General features: G+C 48.1%; 15 protein-coding genes. 3 read left to right on the forward strand and 12 right to left on the reverse strand.

Translation table 11 applies throughout. The features are described 5' to 3' along the window. The first annotated feature begins 135 nt into the window (after positions 1 to 135). Both ABK447_RS16345 and ABK447_RS16350 read left to right on the forward strand, forming a co-directional pair. Complete coding sequence (locus ABK447_RS16345; protein ID WP_094031602.1) at positions 136 to 618, forward strand: MarR family transcriptional regulator; 483 nt, start codon at positions 136 to 138, stop codon at positions 616 to 618. A gap of 108 nt (positions 619 to 726) precedes the next feature. Continuing rightward, the gene (locus tag ABK447_RS16350; RefSeq protein WP_349909100.1) at positions 727 to 2,319 is read left to right on the forward strand and encodes an MFS transporter; all 1,593 of its coding nucleotides are present in this window, start codon (positions 727 to 729) and stop codon (positions 2,317 to 2,319) included. On the opposite strand, the gene bstA is transcribed toward ABK447_RS16350, so the two are convergent. From bstA to ABK447_RS16375, 5 genes are all read right to left on the reverse strand, one after another. Beyond that, positions 2,279 to 2,821 (reverse strand): bacillithiol transferase BstA, encoded by a 543-nt coding sequence (bstA, locus tag ABK447_RS16355; RefSeq protein WP_094031600.1) that lies wholly within the window; start codon positions 2,819 to 2,821, stop codon positions 2,279 to 2,281. The two genes, ABK447_RS16350 and bstA, sit on opposite strands and share 41 nt — an antisense overlap. Before the next feature lie 25 nt (positions 2,822 to 2,846). After that, entirely contained in the window at positions 2,847 to 3,119 is a 273-nt protein-coding gene (locus ABK447_RS16360; protein WP_007408543.1) for a ribonuclease inhibitor Barstar, read from the reverse strand. Between the two features lie 22 nt (positions 3,120 to 3,141). Continuing rightward, on the reverse strand, positions 3,142 to 5,553 hold the full coding sequence (locus ABK447_RS16365; protein ID WP_094031599.1) for a PEP/pyruvate-binding domain-containing protein: 2,412 nt from the start codon (positions 5,551 to 5,553) through the stop codon (positions 3,142 to 3,144). Positions 5,554 to 5,876: 323 nt separating this feature from the next. Beyond that, a complete protein-coding gene (locus tag ABK447_RS16370; RefSeq protein WP_025284440.1) occupies positions 5,877 to 6,965 on the reverse strand; it encodes an acyltransferase family protein in 1,089 nt (362 codons plus the stop codon). Continuing rightward, positions 6,956 to 7,558: an NAD(P)H-dependent oxidoreductase gene (locus tag ABK447_RS16375; protein ID WP_094031598.1), complete on the reverse strand. Its 603-nt coding sequence runs from the start codon at positions 7,556 to 7,558 to the stop codon at positions 6,956 to 6,958. Before ABK447_RS16375 ends, ABK447_RS16370 begins: the two co-directional genes overlap by 10 nt. Before the next feature lie 232 nt (positions 7,559 to 7,790). Here ABK447_RS16375 and ABK447_RS16380 point away from each other — a divergent pair, with 232 nt between their 5' ends. Continuing rightward, complete coding sequence (locus ABK447_RS16380; RefSeq protein ID WP_015239418.1) at positions 7,791 to 8,342, forward strand: PadR family transcriptional regulator; 552 nt, start codon at positions 7,791 to 7,793, stop codon at positions 8,340 to 8,342. 37 nt (positions 8,343 to 8,379) lie between these two features. Here ABK447_RS16380 and cyoE read toward each other — a convergent pair whose 3' ends face one another. The 7 genes from cyoE to ABK447_RS16415 all read right to left on the reverse strand — a co-directional run bounded on the left by cyoE (position 8,380) and on the right by ABK447_RS16415 (position 19,068). Further along, positions 8,380 to 9,327: a heme o synthase gene (gene cyoE, locus ABK447_RS16385; RefSeq protein WP_094031597.1), complete on the reverse strand. Its 948-nt coding sequence runs from the start codon at positions 9,325 to 9,327 to the stop codon at positions 8,380 to 8,382. Positions 9,328 to 9,692: 365 nt separating this feature from the next. Continuing rightward, entirely contained in the window at positions 9,693 to 10,550 is an 858-nt protein-coding gene (locus ABK447_RS16390; protein ID WP_191974098.1) for a VOC family protein, read from the reverse strand. Between the two features lie 16 nt (positions 10,551 to 10,566). Further along, positions 10,567 to 10,971: a DoxX family protein gene (locus ABK447_RS16395; protein ID WP_012117101.1), complete on the reverse strand. Its 405-nt coding sequence runs from the start codon at positions 10,969 to 10,971 to the stop codon at positions 10,567 to 10,569. 167 nt (positions 10,972 to 11,138) lie between these two features. Then, the gene (locus tag ABK447_RS16400) at positions 11,139 to 12,956 is read right to left on the reverse strand and encodes an ABC transporter ATP-binding protein (RefSeq protein ID WP_094031596.1); all 1,818 of its coding nucleotides are present in this window, start codon (positions 12,954 to 12,956) and stop codon (positions 11,139 to 11,141) included. Further along, the gene (locus ABK447_RS16405; RefSeq protein WP_094031595.1) at positions 12,937 to 14,670 is read right to left on the reverse strand and encodes an ABC transporter ATP-binding protein; all 1,734 of its coding nucleotides are present in this window, start codon (positions 14,668 to 14,670) and stop codon (positions 12,937 to 12,939) included. Before ABK447_RS16405 ends, ABK447_RS16400 begins: the two co-directional genes overlap by 20 nt. Before the next feature lie 296 nt (positions 14,671 to 14,966). Then, the gene (locus tag ABK447_RS16410) at positions 14,967 to 17,294 is read right to left on the reverse strand and encodes a peptidase G2 autoproteolytic cleavage domain-containing protein (protein ID WP_099320041.1); all 2,328 of its coding nucleotides are present in this window, start codon (positions 17,292 to 17,294) and stop codon (positions 14,967 to 14,969) included. A 187-nt stretch (positions 17,295 to 17,481) separates the two neighbouring features. Next, entirely contained in the window at positions 17,482 to 19,068 is a 1,587-nt protein-coding gene (locus ABK447_RS16415; RefSeq protein ID WP_012117097.1) for an alpha-glucoside-specific PTS transporter subunit IIBC, read from the reverse strand. Positions 19,069 to 19,078: the final 10 nt, after the last annotated feature.

Here is a 19,078-nt window from a genome sequence, read left to right on the forward strand (position 1 = left end):
ATTATAATTCCTCCAATAATCTCCAACATATTATACACTACCACCTCCTATTCAAACAAAACTCGTCTGCAACTTTCTTTCTCAGATGAAAATCAGTAATATGGTATGAAGGAGTATGAATGAGGAAGTGAGACGATGGATTACAACCTGCATGATACAACGGTATTGGGCGGCGATATTTTTTCTCCTGAGGAACGGGATATTTGGGTGCTGTACATGAAAGTGATGACGTCGGCTGGACTCGGCGATGTGTCAGAATGGATGAAGCTTGATATGAGCATGCCGCAAATGAAGGTGCTGATGCTTCTGAACAACCACGGGACGCTGAAGGTGAGCGAAATTGCAGAAAAAATGGGTGCTTCCCTTTCAAATACCACGGGACTGCTTGACCGGTTGGAAAAATCGAGTTTCGTTACACGCGCCCCGTCAGAAGAAGACCGCCGTTCAGTCGTCGTTCAATTGACGGAAAACGCGAAAGACATTTTCCGCAGCCTTTATCAAAAAGGACATCTAAAATTGAAGCGTTCATTGGAAACGCTGACCGCTGAAGAAAAACAAACGGTCAATCAAGGGCTCGCCATTTTGGCAAGAGCGCTTGATTCTTCCAAACAGGGATAGAGATGAAAAAGGCCTGCCGGTATCGGCGGCCTTTTTTTGTTTGACATTTAATTCACTTGAAGTGAATAATATATTCGAAGTGAATTAAAAACAGGAGGATTGATCAGTATGCCGGGACGAGTGCAAACAGGAAAAAACCAGAGCTGGGCCATCACCCTTTTTACGATCGGTGTGTTCATGGCGGCGCTGGACAACGGAATTATTTCCGCTGCTCTGACGACGATTAACAGGTCTTTTGATATTTCTCCTTCATGGGGATCGTGGGGCGTGACCCTTTACACATTGGGACTCAGTGTCAGCGTGCCGATTGTCGGCAAGCTGTCGGACCGCTACGGGCGGAAAAAACTGTTTATGATTGAAGTCGGACTGTTCGGTCTTGGCTCTTTGCTTGTCGCACTCAGTCAGAGCTTTCCGATGTTTTTGGCGGCGCGGCTCATTCAAGCCTTTGGCGGCGGAGGAATTTTTATTATCGGCAGCTCACATGTGCTGGCTGTGCTTCCGAAAGAAAAACAGGGAAAAGCTCTCGGGCTTTTAGGGGCGATGAACGGTATAGCGGCCGTCCTCGGACCGAATATCGGGAGTTTTTTGCTTGATGTAACCGGGTCGTGGCATTGGCTGTTTTTGATTAATCTGCCGATAGCCGCCGCTTTGGTTGTGTGCGGCGGTTTGTTTATTGCTGAAACGAAAGAGCCTGAGGCGAAAAAGCTTGATCTTGCCGGCACGATGATCCTGTCTCTCGCAATCTTATCTTGCATGATCGGTATCACAAACCTCGACGGGGCAAAGCTGTCAGAAAGCATAATGGACGTGAAGGTGTACGGATATCTTCTGGGGGCGGCACTTCTCTTTTGGGCGCTGCTTAAGGTTGAAAAGCGGGTTGAAAACCGCGGGGGCGATCCGATTCTCGCCTACTCACTGCTGCAAAATAAAGTGTTTCAATGGACGCTTGTCATCGGGTTTTTATCGGGCGGGCTGCTCGCTGCGGTCATTTTTATTCCTTCTTATGCGGAGCAGTATTTGCACGTATCGGCGGAGAAAGCGGGATATTGGATGACGCCGCTCGCGTTGGCATCAGGCATCGGCGCATGGCTCGGCGGGGCGGTCACGGATAAAAAAGGGCCGGTCTTCTCTGCTGTTGTATCAGGCGCTATCGCATTTGCCGGCTTCAGCCTGTTTCCGTTATGGGTGACAGATAAATGGGAATTTGTCACGGCGAGTGTCATTGCGGGGATCGGTTTCGGATTCCTGCTCGGAGCTCCGCTGAATGTGCTTGTATCAGAAACGGCGGGCCAAAACAAAGGGACGGCGCTCGGCACGCTTTCCCTCGTGAGGCAGGTCGGGCTGACGCTCGCCCCGGCCTTATATGCCGGCTTCATTACAGCCGGCTTTGGCCGGATCGGAGATGACATCAAAAACCGTTTAGCAAAAAGCGGCATTCCCGCTGACCAGGTGCAATTGCCCGATATCAGCGGCGGGCTTTCTTCGTTGCAGGAACAGGTAAGCCGAATCCCCGTTCCCGCTGTCAAAAAAGCGGTTTCTGATGCGATTGAAGCGGGCATTGCCAGCGGCTATCATCATCTTTATACGGCAGCCGCCGTCATTTCGCTATGCACGATTGTGTCCGCGGCTGTTTTGGCGTTTTTCCGGAAGCCGGCATCCGCTAAGACAAATGCCAGCCCATCCGCCGGCAAAGCTCAGTAATATGGGCGATATGATGTTCAGAATGCCAGACATATAATCCGAGCGCTTGTTCCAGCGTAACCGTCTCTTTGGAAACAGGATGGAAGTATGTCCGTTTGAATTGAGCTTCCGTCATGGAGCGCAAAAGAGCGGCCCATCTTCTGTGCAGGATTGTTAACAGCTCAAGCGCATCCCCGCAAGCGGCGGTTTTTGAATCATAAAGATCGGCCCAGCTTTTTTCATCATAGGGACGGATTTCCGGTTCATCTTCTGTTAAAGCCAATTTAAACCGGGTATAACCGTTCATGTGGCTGTCCGCCAGATGGTGAACCACTTGGCGGACAGTCCATCCCCCTTCGCGGTACGGCGTATCAAGCTGACTGTCCGACATCGCTCTGACAGCTTGTTTCAGTTTGGCCGGAGCGTGTTCGAGCGTATTGATCCATTCTTGTTTCTGTCCGGCCGAAATCGATTCAGCCGGCTGATACTCTCCAATCGGATAGCTGAGGATTTGTTGTTCCATTTTTGTCTCTCTCCCGTTGATCGTATTATGAAAGTATGATGGTGATGTCGCAGCCTTCCGCTTTCGCTTCACGAAAGACCTGAAGCACACTCTCGGCTCCATTTTCTGTAAGCTGCTTACTTTGCTCAAACTGTCTCCATTCTAAAACGAGGGGGTATTCCACCCAGCCGGTCAGACAATCCCATAAAGCGTCAAGGTTTTCACCGTAGTATTCAGGAAGGGCAAGTTCCTTTTTCAATGTCTGGTGCAGGTCGCTCATACTTCTGATTTGCTCCCCGTTAATAACTGCTTTATTCATGCGCGGCTCCTTTCCCATGTTTTTATTCTATCAGTTTACCATTTTCCTCTTCAGAAGTGACCAGAGTCTGCCGCGGTTCCAGCTGGACAATGCCTTGCCCGCCGTCAACGGCCACCCTGTCCCCCGTTTTCAGTTTTGACGTTGCATTTCCGCACCCGACAACGGCAGGAATCCCCAGTTCCCGGGCAACGATTGCCGCGTGGGACAAAGGGGCGCCGACGTCCGTTATGATAGCGGCCGCTCTTGGAAAAAGCGGGGTCCAGCCTACATTGGTTGTCGACGTCACTAAAATTTCCCCCGCCGCAAAAGAATCCCCGTCTTCCGGGACATCAAGGACACGGACAATGCCCTCCACTCTCCCGGCCGCTCCCGCGAAACCTTTTAAAGTGTGCGCATCATCAGCTTCCGCAGGCATAAAAGCATCGTAATAATCCGCTCTTCTGTCAGGATTTTCAGCCCATTTAAACGGATTGAATCTTCCGTTAATAACGGATGGGAACGGCGGCAGTTTTTTATAGGTTTCATAGTTTTGCTTTCTCGCTTGAATCGACGCAACCGCCGGCTCTTTCCCCGCGAGCAGATCGGTTATTTCATGCAGATACAAGAAGAAAATATCGTCCTTCATGCCGGTCATTTCCGCCGCTCTGAGCGCGAATGCTCTGGCTGTCCGATACACCCTGACAAATTCGGATCTGGTTGTTTCTCTCATATTCGCGTATTCTGACGCTTTTTCCATGTTGGCTTTGAGCCATTTGACCTTATGAGGAAACTTTTCTTCAAATCTTCGGAAGGCCTGTTCATGCGCCCGCTGCTGTTTCAAAAGCAGTTGTTCGGCATCAATACCCGACTCCTTGTGTTCTTTGATCTGCTTCGTCAGCCAATCCCGGTTTTCTCCCGGATGCGGTATGGAAAGTTCGTATTCATGCGGACCTCGGTGGCCTTGGTTCCTGAGATATTCTTCCTCGCTCATACGGCCTTTTATGACTTGATCAATGCCGATAATCGGCTCCAGGCTGGCCAGTCCGCCTTTTCCCCTCAGATTGGACAGCAGGAGATTCGCATCTTCTATCCCTGCGAGTTTTGTTAATTGAGAGGTTAACGACGAAGAGGATTGCGCAGAATCACGCCCGCCGGATATTAACGCAAACCACGCGTTGCATAAATACGGATAGATCTCATTGTTCCATATCGCTAATAATGTCCGCTCCGTTTCGGCCCGTTTCAGCTTTTCCTCAATATTCCGGCACCACTCCGGCGATTCGTCCAAGTAGGAGGACATGTTTTTTTTCGCGTGCTTCATTTTCGACAGATACGGTTTCAGTTTTTTCGAGATGATCTTCAAAAGTTCATACTTTGAGAACGGATATAAGGGAATTTTCATTTCCGCCGGGATTTCTCCCAATGTATCGCTCATCATTTTTCCTATTTTTCCGCCTTTCGGATTCAGACCGAAAGCGGCGAGAACGGAAAGAGGCTGGCTCATATTGTTATAGGCTCTGCCGCAAATATTGCCGGACCAGACATAATAGCCCGGAATAATGCCCGACTCTTCATCCAGATTCCGGAGGAGCGACCATGTCAGCGGCGTCATCACATCGGGAATCGCTTCTCCTATATTTGTGTTTGTCCATAAAAAATCACCGCTGAAAGAATCATTCCATTCATAGGTTTCCAGATTTCCGGCCTGTAAGGTCGTAATCGGGCGGGATTGAAGAATATACAATGTCCCGCCCGCGGCGGCCCATTCAATATCCTGCGGCCCTCCGAGATCTTTTTCCAGCTTTTTCGCCAGTTTATAGAGCTTTGACGCATATTTGCGAAATTCCCCGGGGCCGTCATATTTTTTCTTAGGCCGTGCCAGTTTAAAAGAATAGGCATCGGCTTCCCCGGAAACGAGCTGCTCCCCGAGACCGTAGACGTAATTGCCTGTCATCTCCCGCCTGCTCCCCGTAATCGGATCTGCGGTAAACAGCACTCCGGATATCTCAGACGGTATCATCAGCTGGATGACGATTGCGATTTCATGCTCATCTTCCATTCCCTGAACGGCGCTGTACGCTTTTACCCTTTCAGACTGTGCCGATCGGCGGACTTCATCAATCGCCCTGGACATGTCTTGATCTGTTTTGACATTCAACACCGTATCGAATTCTCCGGCAAAGGAAGCCTGAGCGGAATCCTCGCTCAGCGCGGATGATCGTACGGCAAACAACGCAGATGCATGGCGGCTGCGGATGGATTTTACATGTTGATCAACAGCCTCTCTCGCCTGATGGCGCAGCTGTCCGTCCTGAAAGGCAGACGGCAAAATCACAAACCCTTCAGGCACAGGATACCCGCTTTGATACATTTTAGAGAGAATGCTTCCTTTTCCTCCCGCAAAGGAATAAAGTTCGTCCGGAAGTTCTCCGAATGTTTTGACACAGTCATTCATAATGTCCCCGCTCCTTTTTAGTCGTTCATCCAAGCTCACAGTTTTTCTCTTTTTCACTTTTTTTGAAAGTATTTCCTATAAGTATACAATATATCGGTCTTCACAAGGGAGAAAATCGATGGCGTTATGTTGTCATAAATGCATCCGTCAAAACGGCCGGAGGCGGGGTCTTCAGCCTTACAGTGAAAGCGCTATTAAAATTAGGGATAGGCTGCCCGATACTGCTTGCCTGGCATTCGCTTCCGGCTTGCCGCGGAGGGTTTCGTTTGCAGGTTATGTACAACTTCCGTATCAAAAAAGGCGGCTGAAACGCCGCCTTTTTTTCAGACTGTGCGGCCTTGATGCGCCGCCGTATTTCTTTTGGTCTGCTTCGGCTGATACACTTTCCCGACAAACAGGTATCCGTATCTGAAATGGTTGCACACCCAAGATACGAAAATGGGACCGAGCGTGCAGATCAAAAATAAAAGAAGGATGGCAGCCGGCAAAGGCATTGATCGCAAATAGCCTTCCAGAAGATATCCGCTGATTAAAAAGTAGGAGTGCAGCAGATAGATTGAAAACGAATAGTTGCTGATCATCATCACAATCGCGGGCACTTTTTTGAGCTTTGAAAACAGATGAAAACACAGAAAGATCATACTGACCGCGTAAATCATAATATCCGGACGCTTAGAGGAAATGGAGCCGCCGCTGATATATGAAACGGCCACAATCAATATTGCCGATACGGCCGCGCTGAAGTAAACCGCATAACGGTACTGATTGATGAGCGATAAAAAACGCGGATATTCCTTTCCGCAATAAAATGCCAGACAGAAATAAAACACCCAGCCCGGAAACGGAACCCAAAAGAACGGAAAAATAGAATCAAGCCCCGATGATGCCGGCGGATGAAAGATGGAAAAGTAAGCCAGATAGACGGCGTTGATGATAAACGAAACAGACAGCACCCACATGGGAGATTTGTTGTTCAGCCAGCGGTGCAGCAGCATATGGAGAATGTAAAATTGAAAGATCACAAGAATGAAGTAGCCGATGAAGTTTCCTAAAAACACATTTTCTAAAAATTTACCGATCACTGAAACGAAGCCGGCTCCTTCTTCCGCCACGCTTTTCATTAAAATGGCATCCACCGCGGCAATAAACAGAAACGGCACGAAAATGACTTTGCCCCTTTTCTTTAAAAAACCCGCGGGAACGCCTCCCGGGTATGACCTGGCAAGCAGAAATTCCGAAATAAAGATAAACGCCGGCGTGCTGAACATCAACAGGGTCCGAAAAGCATCAACTGTATGGGCGGCACTGGCTAAGGACTCTTCCTGAATCATCAGCACCATTGAAACTACGTGAAGCAGAACCACACTTAAACAGGACAGGCAGCGAATCACGAAAATTTCTTTTATCTGCATGCGGCCGCTCCTTTTTCACAAGCGCGCCGGACTTTAGCGTATGCTTGGCGCAGCCATTTTTCCCGCAGCTCGGGTGTGCTCGTTTTGACGACAGAAAAAAGGTTCCGCTCGGCTTTTTGAATGCCGCAAAATTGCAGAATGCCTTTTTTCAGCGTAATCCAGTCCGAGTTTTTCCGGAACCACTTTAAGTACCAGCCCGGGGAATCCGCCGTATAAAAGACCTGTGCCGTCTCTGCCCGGAGCAGTCCTTTTACGCGGCCTTTTTCATATGTGTAGGCTTCTCCAGCGACAAGCACTCTGTCAAAAAAGCCTTTCATAATCGCCGGAACGCCTCCCCACCACAGCGGGTAGATGAAAATGAGATGATCCGCTTCTTTCATCAGTTTCCGGTATTTCTTCGTTTCAGCGTCCCGGTTCATGTCAGAGCGCTTTTTTTCGCCGCTGTACTTCAGCACGGGATCAAATTGGTCGGCGTATAAGTCAATGACCGTATAGCTTTTGCCGCTGTCCTTTAAAGCCATGACGACGTATTTTACGAGAGCCGCATTGAAACTGTTCTCATCCGGGTTTGCATACACAATCACCGTCTTCATATGTCCCTCCCATTATTTCTTAATTTTTACAATGATTATATCATGTTGTCATATGAATGAGGCAAAGACATGAGAAAGGCTTTTTCCAGTTCTGCTGCCGTTTCGATAACCCCTTTCTGCATATTTTCGCTGATTTTGCCGCCGCAGATTCAATTACAAGCATCCGGCACTTCTGCGTTTTTGAGCGGCCGTATGGTATACTAGCTGTCAAATGAATGGCTTGGAGGACAACATGAGAATTTTAAAGTACGCGATTTTAGGGCTTTTGCGAAAAGGCGAATTGAGCGGATATGATATATCGAGCTATTTTAAAGAAGAGCTCGGCCAGTTTTGGAGCGCAAAGCACAGCCAGATTTATCCGGAATTAAAAAAACTGACGGCTGAGGGATTTATTACGTTTCGCACTGCGATTCAAGGAACGAAGCTTGAGAAAAAAATGTACACGCTGACTGACAAGGGAGATCTGGAGCTTGCTGCCTGGCTGACGAAAAAAGACCCGATTCCGGAAACGGTGAAGGATGAATTTATGCTGAAGGCTTATTTCATCTCAGCTTTGACGCAGGAAGAAGCGGATGAGCTATTCACCGATCAGCTCGTAAAGCGGAAGGAGAAATTGTCCGATCTGGAAAACAGTTATCAAGAACTGATGACATCGTCCGCGGAGGCGGATTCTTTTTCTTCTCCTGATTTCGGCCATTATCTCGTGCTGACAAAAGCGCTTGAGCGGGAACGGAATTATATTTCCTGGCTTGAAGATATTTTGGCTCTCATCAAAAAAGCATAAACAAAACGGGGCGGCTCTGTATCTGCAAGCCGCCTGTTTACGTTCTGAGAACCGCATTGATAAACGAATCAGCCATTAAAATAAGAAAAAGCAGACTGAAATACACAATCGAATAAAAAAACATCCCCTTCGACCATTGCGTGTCATCCGCCGCCTGAAAGCCTTTGACGCTCCGGTACAGCCAGATGGCCCCGAGCAGGAGAGCGGACGCGGTATAAAACGGGCTGACGTCTATATAAAGAGGAACGAGCAGCGAAACCGCAGTCAGAACGGCAATATAGCGCAGCATTTTTATTTTTGTGGCGCGGTTGCCTTTTATGATCGGCAAAAGCGGAATGCCGGCGGCACGATACTCTTCCTTTCGCCTGATTCCGATCGCCCAGAAATGCGGCGGCTGCCACAAAAACATAATCGCGTATAACAAAATCGCGGGCATATCAATGTACCCGGTCAGCGCGCAATAACCGATTAAAGGCGGAGCCGCCCCGGGAAAGCTGCCGACAAATGTGCTCCAGACGGATTGTCTTTTAAACCAAAGCGTATAAACGACGGCATACAGCAAAAATGCAAGCAAGCCAAGAACGGCGGTCAGTACATTAAGCGAAGCAAGCATGATGAATCCGCATGCGCCGAGACATGTGCCGTACAGGATCATGACCGGCGGCGGTATTCTCCCCGTGACGCTGGCGCGGGTGCGGGTTCGCGCCATTTTTGCGTCCATGCCGCGGTCAAAAAAGTTATTAAAAACAGTGCTTGATGCCATGACCAACGCCGTTCCGATCATGGCAACCGCCATGGCGGCAAATATACCGGGCCCTCCGTCCGTCCTTTCTGACTGAATCCATGCGATCCAAAATCCGCCCAATGCGGCGAGTGAATTTGAGATGATAATCCCCGGTTTGGCAAGAATGATAAAGTCCTTGACCGTCATCCGGTTTCCGTTATGCTTCAGCGGCTGTTCCGTCTGTGCTGCATTTGAGTTCATTTGTTCAGGTTCTCCTTTTTCGGCTTATCATATCAGGAAGAATCAGGAAGCGCAATTTATTTTGGGCATTTTTCACACAATTGTAAATTGTGTATGAAAAGCCGCATCTTGTGACCGGATGCGGCTTTTGCCTTTTTCTATTCAAATCCTGTCCATACAGCTTTTTCAATCCAGCGGATGCTCCGAGCTCGGGCCGGCGATGGCGGCTCCACGCGTCATTTTTGCGCCTCACTGAGATGTTCGCTCTCTTCAGTCACTCAAAAGCCGTGTGTATATTGCAAATCGACGTTCTTCTTTCCCGAGCCTTTTCAAGAAAACTTCAGAAAAATAGAAAACCTTGCCGATTAGACGGCAAGGTTTGTTTCTTACAGTGTAAATGCGATATCCGCCCCTGATACAGGGTCTTTGACGAATACGCCCTCTTCTTTTTCTTCGATCTCAAAGCCGGCATCGGTCAGCGCTTTTGTCACACGTGACAGCTCTTTTTGATGCGGCAGCGCGGTGGTGTAATAATCCAGCCCGCTTGCATTTCCCGGTTTCGGCGGCGCATGTTTTCCGGCCCATATATTCAGACCGATGTGATGGTGATACCCTCCCGCTGAAACAAACAGAGCGGACATGGCGGCGTAATTGCCGACAATGTCAAAACCGAGGATATCGGTGTAAAACGCTTTGGCTTCCTGTAAGTCCGTCACATGAAGATGGATGTGGCCGATAACAGTTCCTTCTGGAAGACGGCTTTTCCGTTCAGCTCCGGCTTCTTCCAAAAGCCCGTCCACATCGACGGGCGCCGTTTGCATGACATAATTGCCCTCTGCATCGCGCTGCCACGTGCTGCGGGGACGATCGGCGTATATTTCAATACCGTTGCCGTCCGGATCAGACAGGTAAAGAGCCTCACTGACCGCGTGATCCCCCTGACCGAGCGCGATGCCGTTTTCAATCAGCCTGGCCAATGCGATGCCGAGTTCTTTCCGGTCAGGCAGAAGTATCGCGAAATGGTAAAGGCCGGTGACAGACCGCTCCGGCAGAACGACGGCGCTTGGATTTTCTTCAAGCACCAGCAGGACGCGTTTTCCGTCTGCTGACAGTCTTGCTGAACGATCTGTCTGCGAGATGACTTGAAGGCCGATTACATTCCGGTAAAAGCCGAGCGAACGTTCCATATTTTTAATGGTCAATTTGACATAACCGATTGCCGTATCTTGATGAATGCCGGTCATTTGAACGCCTTCTTTCTTATGCTGAAAAAGTTTCTCCCTTTTTTGATTTGAAAAGGAGCTGATCCAATGAAAGCAGACGGCTTCCTGAAAGCGCTAAGTGAATTGACGCAACCAGTAAGATGAAATCAAATTCCGATCCGCCCATAAATGGTGAGGAAAGCTTCGCCGTGAAGATGGCGCCGACTAATGTGACGGCAAACAGAACGCCGATAATGCGCGTTGCCAAACCGAAAAAGATCAGAACCCCGCCGACAAGCTCAATCGTCGCGATGACATAGACCATAAAGGCCGGAATCCCGATGCTCTGGAAAAATTGCGCAGTTCCTTCCAACCCTTGAAACTTGGATAAACCGTGAACAAAAAAGATAATACCTGTTACAACCCTTAAAAGCAGTGTTCCTGTTTCGAATGATTTATTCATAAAATCCTCCTTGAAAATTATTATCACTTACTTTATGTAAGCTAGTATATATACATAACTTATTTACGTCAAGTAATTTTGTTACATTTAACGAAAATAACTTAAAAGTACTATTTGCCTTCGCGAAAAAAAGACCTCCGCACTCTGTCGGAGGTCTTTTTCCCTATCTACGATTCCCGGAACTGGCTTTCATATAATTCCCGGTAAAACCCGTTCTGGCTGAGAAGTTCGGCGTGAGTTCCTTTTTCTTCCATTTCGCCGTCTTTCAACACAAGAATCTGGTCGGCTTTTTGAATTGTGTTCAGCCTGTGAGCGATGATGACGCTTGTTCTGCCCGTCATTAAACGGCCGAGCGCTTCTTGTATTTTCACTTCGGTCACTGTGTCAATGTTGCTCGTCGCTTCATCCAAAATGAGCAGCACCGGGTCCGCCAGCACAGCTCTCGCGATGGAAATGAGCTGTTTTTGTCCTTGGCTGATGCCCGCGCCGTTTTGGGTAAGAACGGTATCGTAGCCTTTCGGGAGCCGTTCGATGAACCCGTGGGCATTGGCGGCTTTTGCGGCTTCCTCCACCTCTTTGTCAGAAGCATCCAGCCGGCCGTAGCGAATATTTTCCCTGATGGTGCCCTGAAAGAGAAAGGAATCCTGCAGGACAAACCCCATGTTTTTTCTCAGACTGGATCTCGTCAGTTTTTTGATATCCGTTCCGTCAATGAGGATTTTTCCGTTATTCGGCTCGTAAAAACGGGCGATCAGGCTCGTAACGGTTGTTTTACCCGCTCCGGTCGGTCCGACGAAGGCGATGGACTGTCCTTTCGGAACGCTGAAGGACAGGTGTTTTAAGATCAGGCTGTCTTCCTGATAGCCGAAGGAGACATCTCGGAATTCAATCTCTCCCGTTTTGATCGGCTGGTACAGCGCATGCTCTTCATCTTCCCGCTCCTCTTTTTCATCAAGCACGTCAAACACCCGTTCAGCCCCGGCGATGGCCGATAACATCGTATTGAACTGATTGGCTAAATCATTTAAAGGGCGCGTGAACTGCCGCGAATATTCGGCGAATACGACGATGGAACCGATCGAGATCCACCCCTTCAGCGCAAACAGCCCGCCGACCGCCGCTATAATCGTAAAGCTTAAATTGTTTAAAGAGTTCATTACTTTCGGAATGAATCCCGAAATCGTCTGCGCCCAAAACCCCGATGATTGTAACGCCGCGTTTTTTTCTAAAAATTGTTCCATGACGCGGTCTTCCCTCGAATAGGCTTTAATGACCTTCGCCCCTGATATCGACTCTTCAATAAAACCGTTCAGCTCGCCGAGGTTTTTCTGCTGCTGCTTAAACAGCAATCCCGTCCGGTTGGTGATCCATTTAATGCTCAAAAGCATGATCGGAATAATCAAAAGCGTGATCAATGTTAAAAGCGGACTCATGTACAGCATGACGGAGATTGTGCCGACGAATGTAATGACGCTTGACAGCACTTGAATGACGGATGTATTTAAAGTGGAGCTGACATTTTCGATATCATTGGTGACCCGGCTCATTAAGTCCCCGAGCCGCTGTTTATCAAAAAACGGAATCGGCAGCTCATGCAGATGGGTAAACAGCTCGCTCCGCATTTTAAACACGGTGCTTTGCGAGATATTGATCATCCAATAGTTTTGAAACCATAAGGACAATGATTGCACGAGGTAAATCCCAAACAGGATGAACAGCACCCCCGCCAATCCGTCTATCGTCTGTCCGACGATAAAATGATCAATCGCTTTCCCGATGACGAACGGTCCGAGCAGGCCGAATATGGCGCTTATGACTACCATGATGATCACAAGGGTTAAAAGCCCTTTTTTCTCGGCTACATAAGACCAGATTCTGCGCAGCGTGCCTTTTGTATCTTTTGCTTTCACGCGTTTTCTGCCGCCTTCATTTGATTTGAGCGGTATTTTCGGATATCGGAAAGGTTTACGAATGTCTTTTTGCATTGTCAGCTCCCTCCTTTCCGAATTGTGATTCATAAATCTGCCGGTACAGATGAGACTGTGCCATCAGCTCTTTGTGCGTGCCTTTGGCCAGCAGTTCGCCGTCTTCAAGCAATAAGATGGTGTCAGCCTTCATCGCAGTCGTTATTTTCTGCGTAATAATCAGTGTCGTGCATTCATAGGATCTGATCGCTTGTAAAAGCTTCGCTTCCGTTTGAAGATCAAGCGCGCTCGTACTGTCATCTAACAGCAGGAGGGACGGCTTTCTGATAAAAGCGCGCGCGATGGAAATCCGCTGCTTCTGCCCGCCTGACAAATTGACGCCCCGCTGTCCCAGCACCGTGTCGTATCCGTTTGACAGCTTCATAATCGTGTCATGGATTTGCGCGTCTTTGGCCGCTTCCATTACTTCATCTAGTGAAGCATCCTCCCGCCCCCAGGCGATATTTTCACGGATGGTGCCCGAAAACAGAAGCACTTCCTGCGGAACATAGCCGATTTCCCTGCGCAGCCCGCAAGCGGAGAATTCACCGATCGGTTTGCCGTCTATGAAAATACTGCCCGAATCAGCCGTGTACAGGCGCGGAATCAGCTGAAAAAGCGTTGATTTTCCTGAACCTGTCGCGCCCATAATGGCAACCGTTTCTTTCGGGCTGGCTGAAAAGGACACGTGATGCAGTGCGTCTTTTTCCATGCCCGGATAGCGGAAGGACACTTCGCGAAACTCAATCCCGCCTGCAAGCGCCCGTGCCGGGTCCTGCCCCGTTCCCTCGCCGCCTTCTGTTTCCAGCACCTCGCCGATTCTTTCTCCGGAAGCCTTCGCCCGGGAAAATACCATGATGAGAAAAGGAAGGACGGACAGCGCGCCTGTAATCCGCGTCGCATAGTTAATGACGGAAACGACATCGCCGACCTGCGCTCCGCCCTGAGCAATGCTTTTGGCGCCGAACCATAAGATAAACAAAATACAAATGTTCATCAGCAGCATTAAAATCGGCATCGCCGCTTCCACGAGACGAAAAGCGGAGACCGTTTTTTCCATCAGCTTCGTATTCGATTTCAAAAAACGTTTCACTTCGTGGTTTGCACGGAGGAGCGCTTTAATCAGTTTGATCGCCGTCAGGTTTTCCTGCATGATCGTGTTGACCTGATCAAGCCGCTTTTGCACAGACCGAAACAGCGCGCCGCCTCTTTTCAGCACCCACAGCAAAAACAAAAGCAAAATCGGCACCGTGATCAGCAGAAAAAACCCGAGTTTCGCATTGACGGTCAGCGAGAGAATAATGCCCCCCGCAATCATTAACGGCGCCCGGAGCATAAACCGGAGACTCATGAAAAGCATATTCTGAACCTGTGTCACATCGTTTGTCAGCCGGGTGATAAACGATGTGGATGAGAATTGCGCAAACGTCGAATAGGAGAAGGATTGAATTTTTTGAAAAAGCCCTTTTCGCGTATCATACGCATAGCTCTGGCTGATGTGGGCGGAGTAGAATGAATTTAAAATGCCCGATGCGAATGAAACAGCGGTCAGTCCGATCATCACGCCGCCCCACAGCCAAACCGTATCGAGATCCTGCTTTAAAATTCCTTCGTCAATGATTTTCCCGATCAGCAGGGGCTGTAGCAGCTCTACCGCAAGCTCGATGAGCATGAAAAACAAAGCGATTCCTGCCAAAAGAGAATACGGTTTTACATATGATAAAGCCTTTGACATGTGTAAGCCTCCAAATCCTTTGTTCAATATGTATGTATATTTATTTTATTTGTTTGTCTTAAATGAATAAAGGATTAACCCTTGAACCTGCACTTTTATTATGTACTTTGTGTAAAAAAAAACGGAAATATCATTGAGGATAAAAATTGTGGGAATGAGGCGTGCAGATATATGGAGGCTGTCTTATCTTTTCTTTTTACCAGCTCCTGAACCGGAGCCTTTTATTTTAAAATGACTAGCGGAGCCTTTAAAAGACGTCCGCTAGTCAGATGATCATTCATACCGTGTCATTTCATTTAACGAATAAAAACGAGAGCGACCCCGAATCCTTTATCAGCATCAAACTCATTGATCACTTTCATGACCTGCCAGCGCTGGTTTGGAGCATCAGATTTTGTTGCAATCCCATTATGAGCGTGAATAAAATCTCCCGCTTTCACAGTCTCATCGCATCTGACATATACCTGGCCGATGAGTCCGACAATGTTCCACTCGTCTCTCTCTTCTCTTGAAGCGTAGTCTTCTTCAGGCCGAAAGTCCGGATTTTCCTTTGGCGCCATGACCGTATGGCCATTCGCATCTTTCTGTTCTTCATAAACATAGCCGCCAAATTCATTCTTTACGTATCGTCCCGACCAGTGAAAACTCGACTCACCAAGAATCACTCCGGCGGTCTCGGAAATGACCCCAAGCATGAGGTCACCTTTTTCAGCCGGTCTGATCTTATCACCTTCAAGTGTGACAAGTGTTCCCGTCTGAATCTTTTCCCCTCTCAGGCTTTCAAAATACTCGGCGTAGTCAGAGAATGTCGAGGAACCTGTTACGCCTCCCGTAGCCTTAATTGTTCCTTCTTTTGCGTGAAGCTCAATCTTTCTGTTGGCTGATGACGGAGTGCTGCCGGCACCCCAGCCAAGTGCTACAGAATCTGAATTCGGATTAATTGTATTGTACGAAGAAAGCACTGAAGATTGAGCCGCTCCGGTTGCTCTTCCCCGAACAGAACCAGCCACAAAATTATTATTGCCTGTAGCGTGAGATTCACGGGAGCCAATGACCCCGCTTCCTTTATGTTTGAATAAGAAATAAGGAGTGACTGCTCCTCCAATGTTAAAGTCAGTTTCATAACCTGAAAAATCACAATTGGATACATTAAGATCTGGATCTGAGGAATAAATTCCAACTGTCCCGCTATTATTTTTTGGAGATCTCTGTCCCCAAACATTACTAACAACAGACTCGTACATTCCGCTGCCAAATGCAACTCCTTTTTTTCCGGAGTCAATCAAGGTGACACCATCCACCATTACTTTTCCTACTGAGTTATCCCCGCCGACAATATATAAATCATTGTCTGCAGTCTTAAATCCGCGAATGGTTATATTCTTTAAGCTAATTAAGCGTCCTTTATAAAATACGCTGACTACCGAATTACCCTTATAATCAATTGAACTATCATCACAAACAGCATGGAAATTCACAACACTCACACCATCATATCCGGAGATTTGCAACGCGTTTGGACCCGCCCCTTTGTAAAGATCATTCGGCTTAGGGTTATATGCGATACAATTCGCAAGCTGCACATCATGGGCTGTCGCTGACTGAGGATCGCTTGCTGTGTGGTGACCGATATGGCGAATGCTATATCCAATGGCATTTTCGTATGCGCGACAGTTAACAAGCTGTACTCTCTTCGCAGCCGGTGCATAACCGTGTGCCTTAATCTCAAAGCCTCGGACTCCTCCAATTGAGATACAACTATCAATCATTACGTCTTGAGAGCCGTCATCAATTTCAAAACAGTTCGTGTTAGAAGTTCCATCGTTTAGCCCCATAGGATGATAAGAGAGGCAATGACTGAAAGTCGTGTGTTTCCCAAAGTGACAAGTAAAGTTATCATCCCCGGACCCTGTTGCTTCACAATGTGAAAACGTTACAAAGTTACAGCCGTTGGGCTGATAATAAGTTGGATCATCTTTTTCTCCATGTCTGTTATAGTTCGGGCTTGTAGAATCAAAGCCGTGCAGGCCGGCGTTCTTCGCAAACACATGCTCGACAAAAGAATAGTCAACATTCGCAAAAAGCAAACAGCTTGAAGTGGGGCCTTTCGGAATCTTCCAGCCGGAAGGACGCGTATCCTTGTTCCAATCCAAAGTGAGATGGCCGACGTAAATATTTTCATTACCGTTCGTATAATCACTGTTGGTCAGAACAGAATGGCCGACCGGTGTTTCGTCTAATAATTTAATGACCGTTCTTTTCTTGCCTGCTCCGACAAGCATTGTATTTGACGGAACAAACAATCCCGATGTTCTGAATACACCCGCGGGAACTGTTACGACATAACCTCCGTCGGCCATGGCATCATGAAATGCCTGCGTATCATCCGTTACGCCGTCTCCTTTAGCTCCAAAATCCATAACGTTCCGCTCTGTCACATGTTCAAATCTGTTTTCATACATGTTAAGTCTTTCGTTTAAATTTTCATAAGTTGACGTGCCATTGCTAAGCGCAGCACCGATTTTGCTGTCAATCGCTTCAAAGTTTTGAGCAATGCTTTCAACTTCAATCCCTTCGGCTTTATCGGGTTTGTAAAGTCCTAAGAAAGTCGTATAGTTTGTCATTGTCTTGCCTCCTATTTGTTAATTGCTATTTAAAATACCGCAGAAGTCATTTCGTTTTTTGCACCCTCTCATTTTCACTCCTGCATGTACAGGTGGCAAAGGTATGACAAATTCATACATTTCTTCAAAACATAAAAAGAGCGCCGGATTAACAAGCGCTCTGCACATAATCTGCTGCTGCAGTATTTTAACCATTCAATATTTTCTCGACACGCTCCCGCATTTGCGGAACGCCTAATCCGACAATGACCTGAAGCGCCCTGCCTTTTCTGACGACCCCGTGGGCTCCCAGCTCTCTGAAATCGGCGTCACTTTTGACCTTTGATTCATCAGCGACAGTGACGCGGAGACGGGTGGCGCAATTGGTGACCTCCGTAATATTGTCCTTTCCGCCCAGCGCTTCAATATACAAAGCGGCTGTATCCCGCTGTGTTTCGTCTGCCGCCGCTGTTTCTTTTGAAGCCTGCTTCCGTTCTCTGTACTCCTTTTTCGAATAGAGCTTTGTTTCCTGCCCTTCCTCTTTTTCTCTGCCCGGTGTGGCGATGTTGAATTTGAGAATGAGGAAACGGAAGACAAAAAAGTAAACAGCGGTAAAACACAATCCGATAATGATCTGGTATACATACGTCAAGCCGTGGCTTGACGCCAGCGGGATCCAGTTCAAGGTCGCAGCTTCGATCAAACCGCCTCCCATATTTCCGACGACGCCGGCCATATACATGACGGTTGCCATGGAAGCGGCAAGCAAAGCATGAACCGCAAATAAAAACGGCGAGATAAAAAGGAATGTAAATTCAATCGGCTCTGTAATTCCCGCGACAATGGACGTCAAGGTGACCGGGATCAATAGGCCGGCGACGATTTTTTTCTTTTCCTTTGAAGCCGTGGCGTAAAAAGCGAGCGCGATTCCTGGAATGCCGAAGATTTTCGAGTTGCCGTGAAGCGCGAAGCCCCCCTGCGGGAACAATTCTTTCAGCGGTTTGACGCTTTGAGAGTATTCCCCGAGATGCTGGGCCCAATAGGTGACGATACCGCCTTCAGCCACAGCCGGACCGTAAATAAACGGAGAGTAAATAAAATGATGCAGGCCGGTCGGAATTAAAATCCGCTCCAGGAACGTGTAAATCCACACGCCGATCGCCCCGGAAGAAACGAGAAAACTTTGCAGCGAGCCTATTCCGGACTGAACCATCGGCCACACGTATGCCACCGCAAGCGAAATCGGTATCATAATGAAGAAAGAAATGATAACGATGTAGGAAGATCCTTGAAAAATCCCCAGAAAATCCGGCAGTTTTTTATCAAAATAACGATTGTGCAAATACACGACAATAGATGAAATAAAGATGGCGCCGATAATATTCGTATCAAGCGTTTTGATCCCGGCGATCATCGTCAGCCCGCTCGTTCCGCCGGCTTCCTGAGTCATATCGACATGAAAAGCCCCGCCCCAAACCGTCAGAATCGCATTGATAAAGTAATTGAATGTCAGATAAACTGTAAGCGCTTCCAAACAGGCCCGCGCCTGCGCTTTTTTCGCTAAGGCGACAGGTATGCCGATCGCAAACAGGAGCGGCATTTGATTAAAGACGGTCCAGCCGCCCTGTTCAATGACGTACCAGCATTGATACCAAAGCCCGTCAGGATCAGCCAGCGGCCCCATCAGCGTTTTATTTTTAAACAGCGTACTCAGACCGACAATAATACCGGAAAATGCAAATAACAAAACAGGCACAAACATCGCGCTGCCGAAGCGCTGGACTTTTTGCATCATTTCACGTGAC

The organism is Bacillus sp. hwrm1, assembly GCF_040207805.1.
GTDB lineage: Bacteria > Bacillota > Bacilli > Bacillales > Bacillaceae > Bacillus > Bacillus velezensis.

Excerpts from the sequence above, each read along its gene's own strand:
- ABK447_RS16375 (WP_094031598.1), bottom strand. The coding sequence starts at position 7,558 with ATGAAGACGGTGATTGTGTATGCAAACCCGGATGAGAACAGTTTCAAT.
- ABK447_RS16370 (WP_025284440.1), bottom strand. The coding sequence starts at position 6,965 with ATGCAGATAAAAGAAATTTTCGTGATTCGCTGCCTGTCCTGTTTAAGT.
- ABK447_RS16415 (WP_012117097.1), bottom strand. The coding sequence starts at position 19,068 with ATGATGCAAAAAGTCCAGCGCTTCGGCAGCGCGATGTTTGTGCCTGTT.
- ABK447_RS16405 (WP_094031595.1), bottom strand. The coding sequence starts at position 14,670 with ATGTCAAAGGCTTTATCATATGTAAAACCGTATTCTCTTTTGGCAGGA.
- cyoE (WP_094031597.1), bottom strand. The coding sequence starts at position 9,327 with ATGAACTCAAATGCAGCACAGACGGAACAGCCGCTGAAGCATAACGGA.
- ABK447_RS16380 (WP_015239418.1), top strand. The coding sequence starts at position 7,791 with ATGAGAATTTTAAAGTACGCGATTTTAGGGCTTTTGCGAAAAGGCGAA.
- ABK447_RS16365 (WP_094031599.1), bottom strand. The coding sequence starts at position 5,553 with ATGAATGACTGTGTCAAAACATTCGGAGAACTTCCGGACGAACTTTAT.
- ABK447_RS16395 (WP_012117101.1), bottom strand. The coding sequence starts at position 10,971 with ATGAATAAATCATTCGAAACAGGAACACTGCTTTTAAGGGTTGTAACA.
- ABK447_RS16400 (WP_094031596.1), bottom strand. The coding sequence starts at position 12,956 with ATGCAAAAAGACATTCGTAAACCTTTCCGATATCCGAAAATACCGCTC.
- ABK447_RS16410 (WP_099320041.1), bottom strand. The coding sequence starts at position 17,294 with ATGACAAACTATACGACTTTCTTAGGACTTTACAAACCCGATAAAGCC.
- ABK447_RS16390 (WP_191974098.1), bottom strand. The coding sequence starts at position 10,550 with ATGACCGGCATTCATCAAGATACGGCAATCGGTTATGTCAAATTGACC.
- ABK447_RS16350 (WP_349909100.1), top strand. The coding sequence starts at position 727 with ATGCCGGGACGAGTGCAAACAGGAAAAAACCAGAGCTGGGCCATCACC.
- ABK447_RS16360 (WP_007408543.1), bottom strand. The coding sequence starts at position 3,119 with ATGAATAAAGCAGTTATTAACGGGGAGCAAATCAGAAGTATGAGCGAC.
- ABK447_RS16345 (WP_094031602.1), top strand. The coding sequence starts at position 136 with ATGGATTACAACCTGCATGATACAACGGTATTGGGCGGCGATATTTTT.
- bstA (WP_094031600.1), bottom strand. The coding sequence starts at position 2,821 with ATGGAACAACAAATCCTCAGCTATCCGATTGGAGAGTATCAGCCGGCT.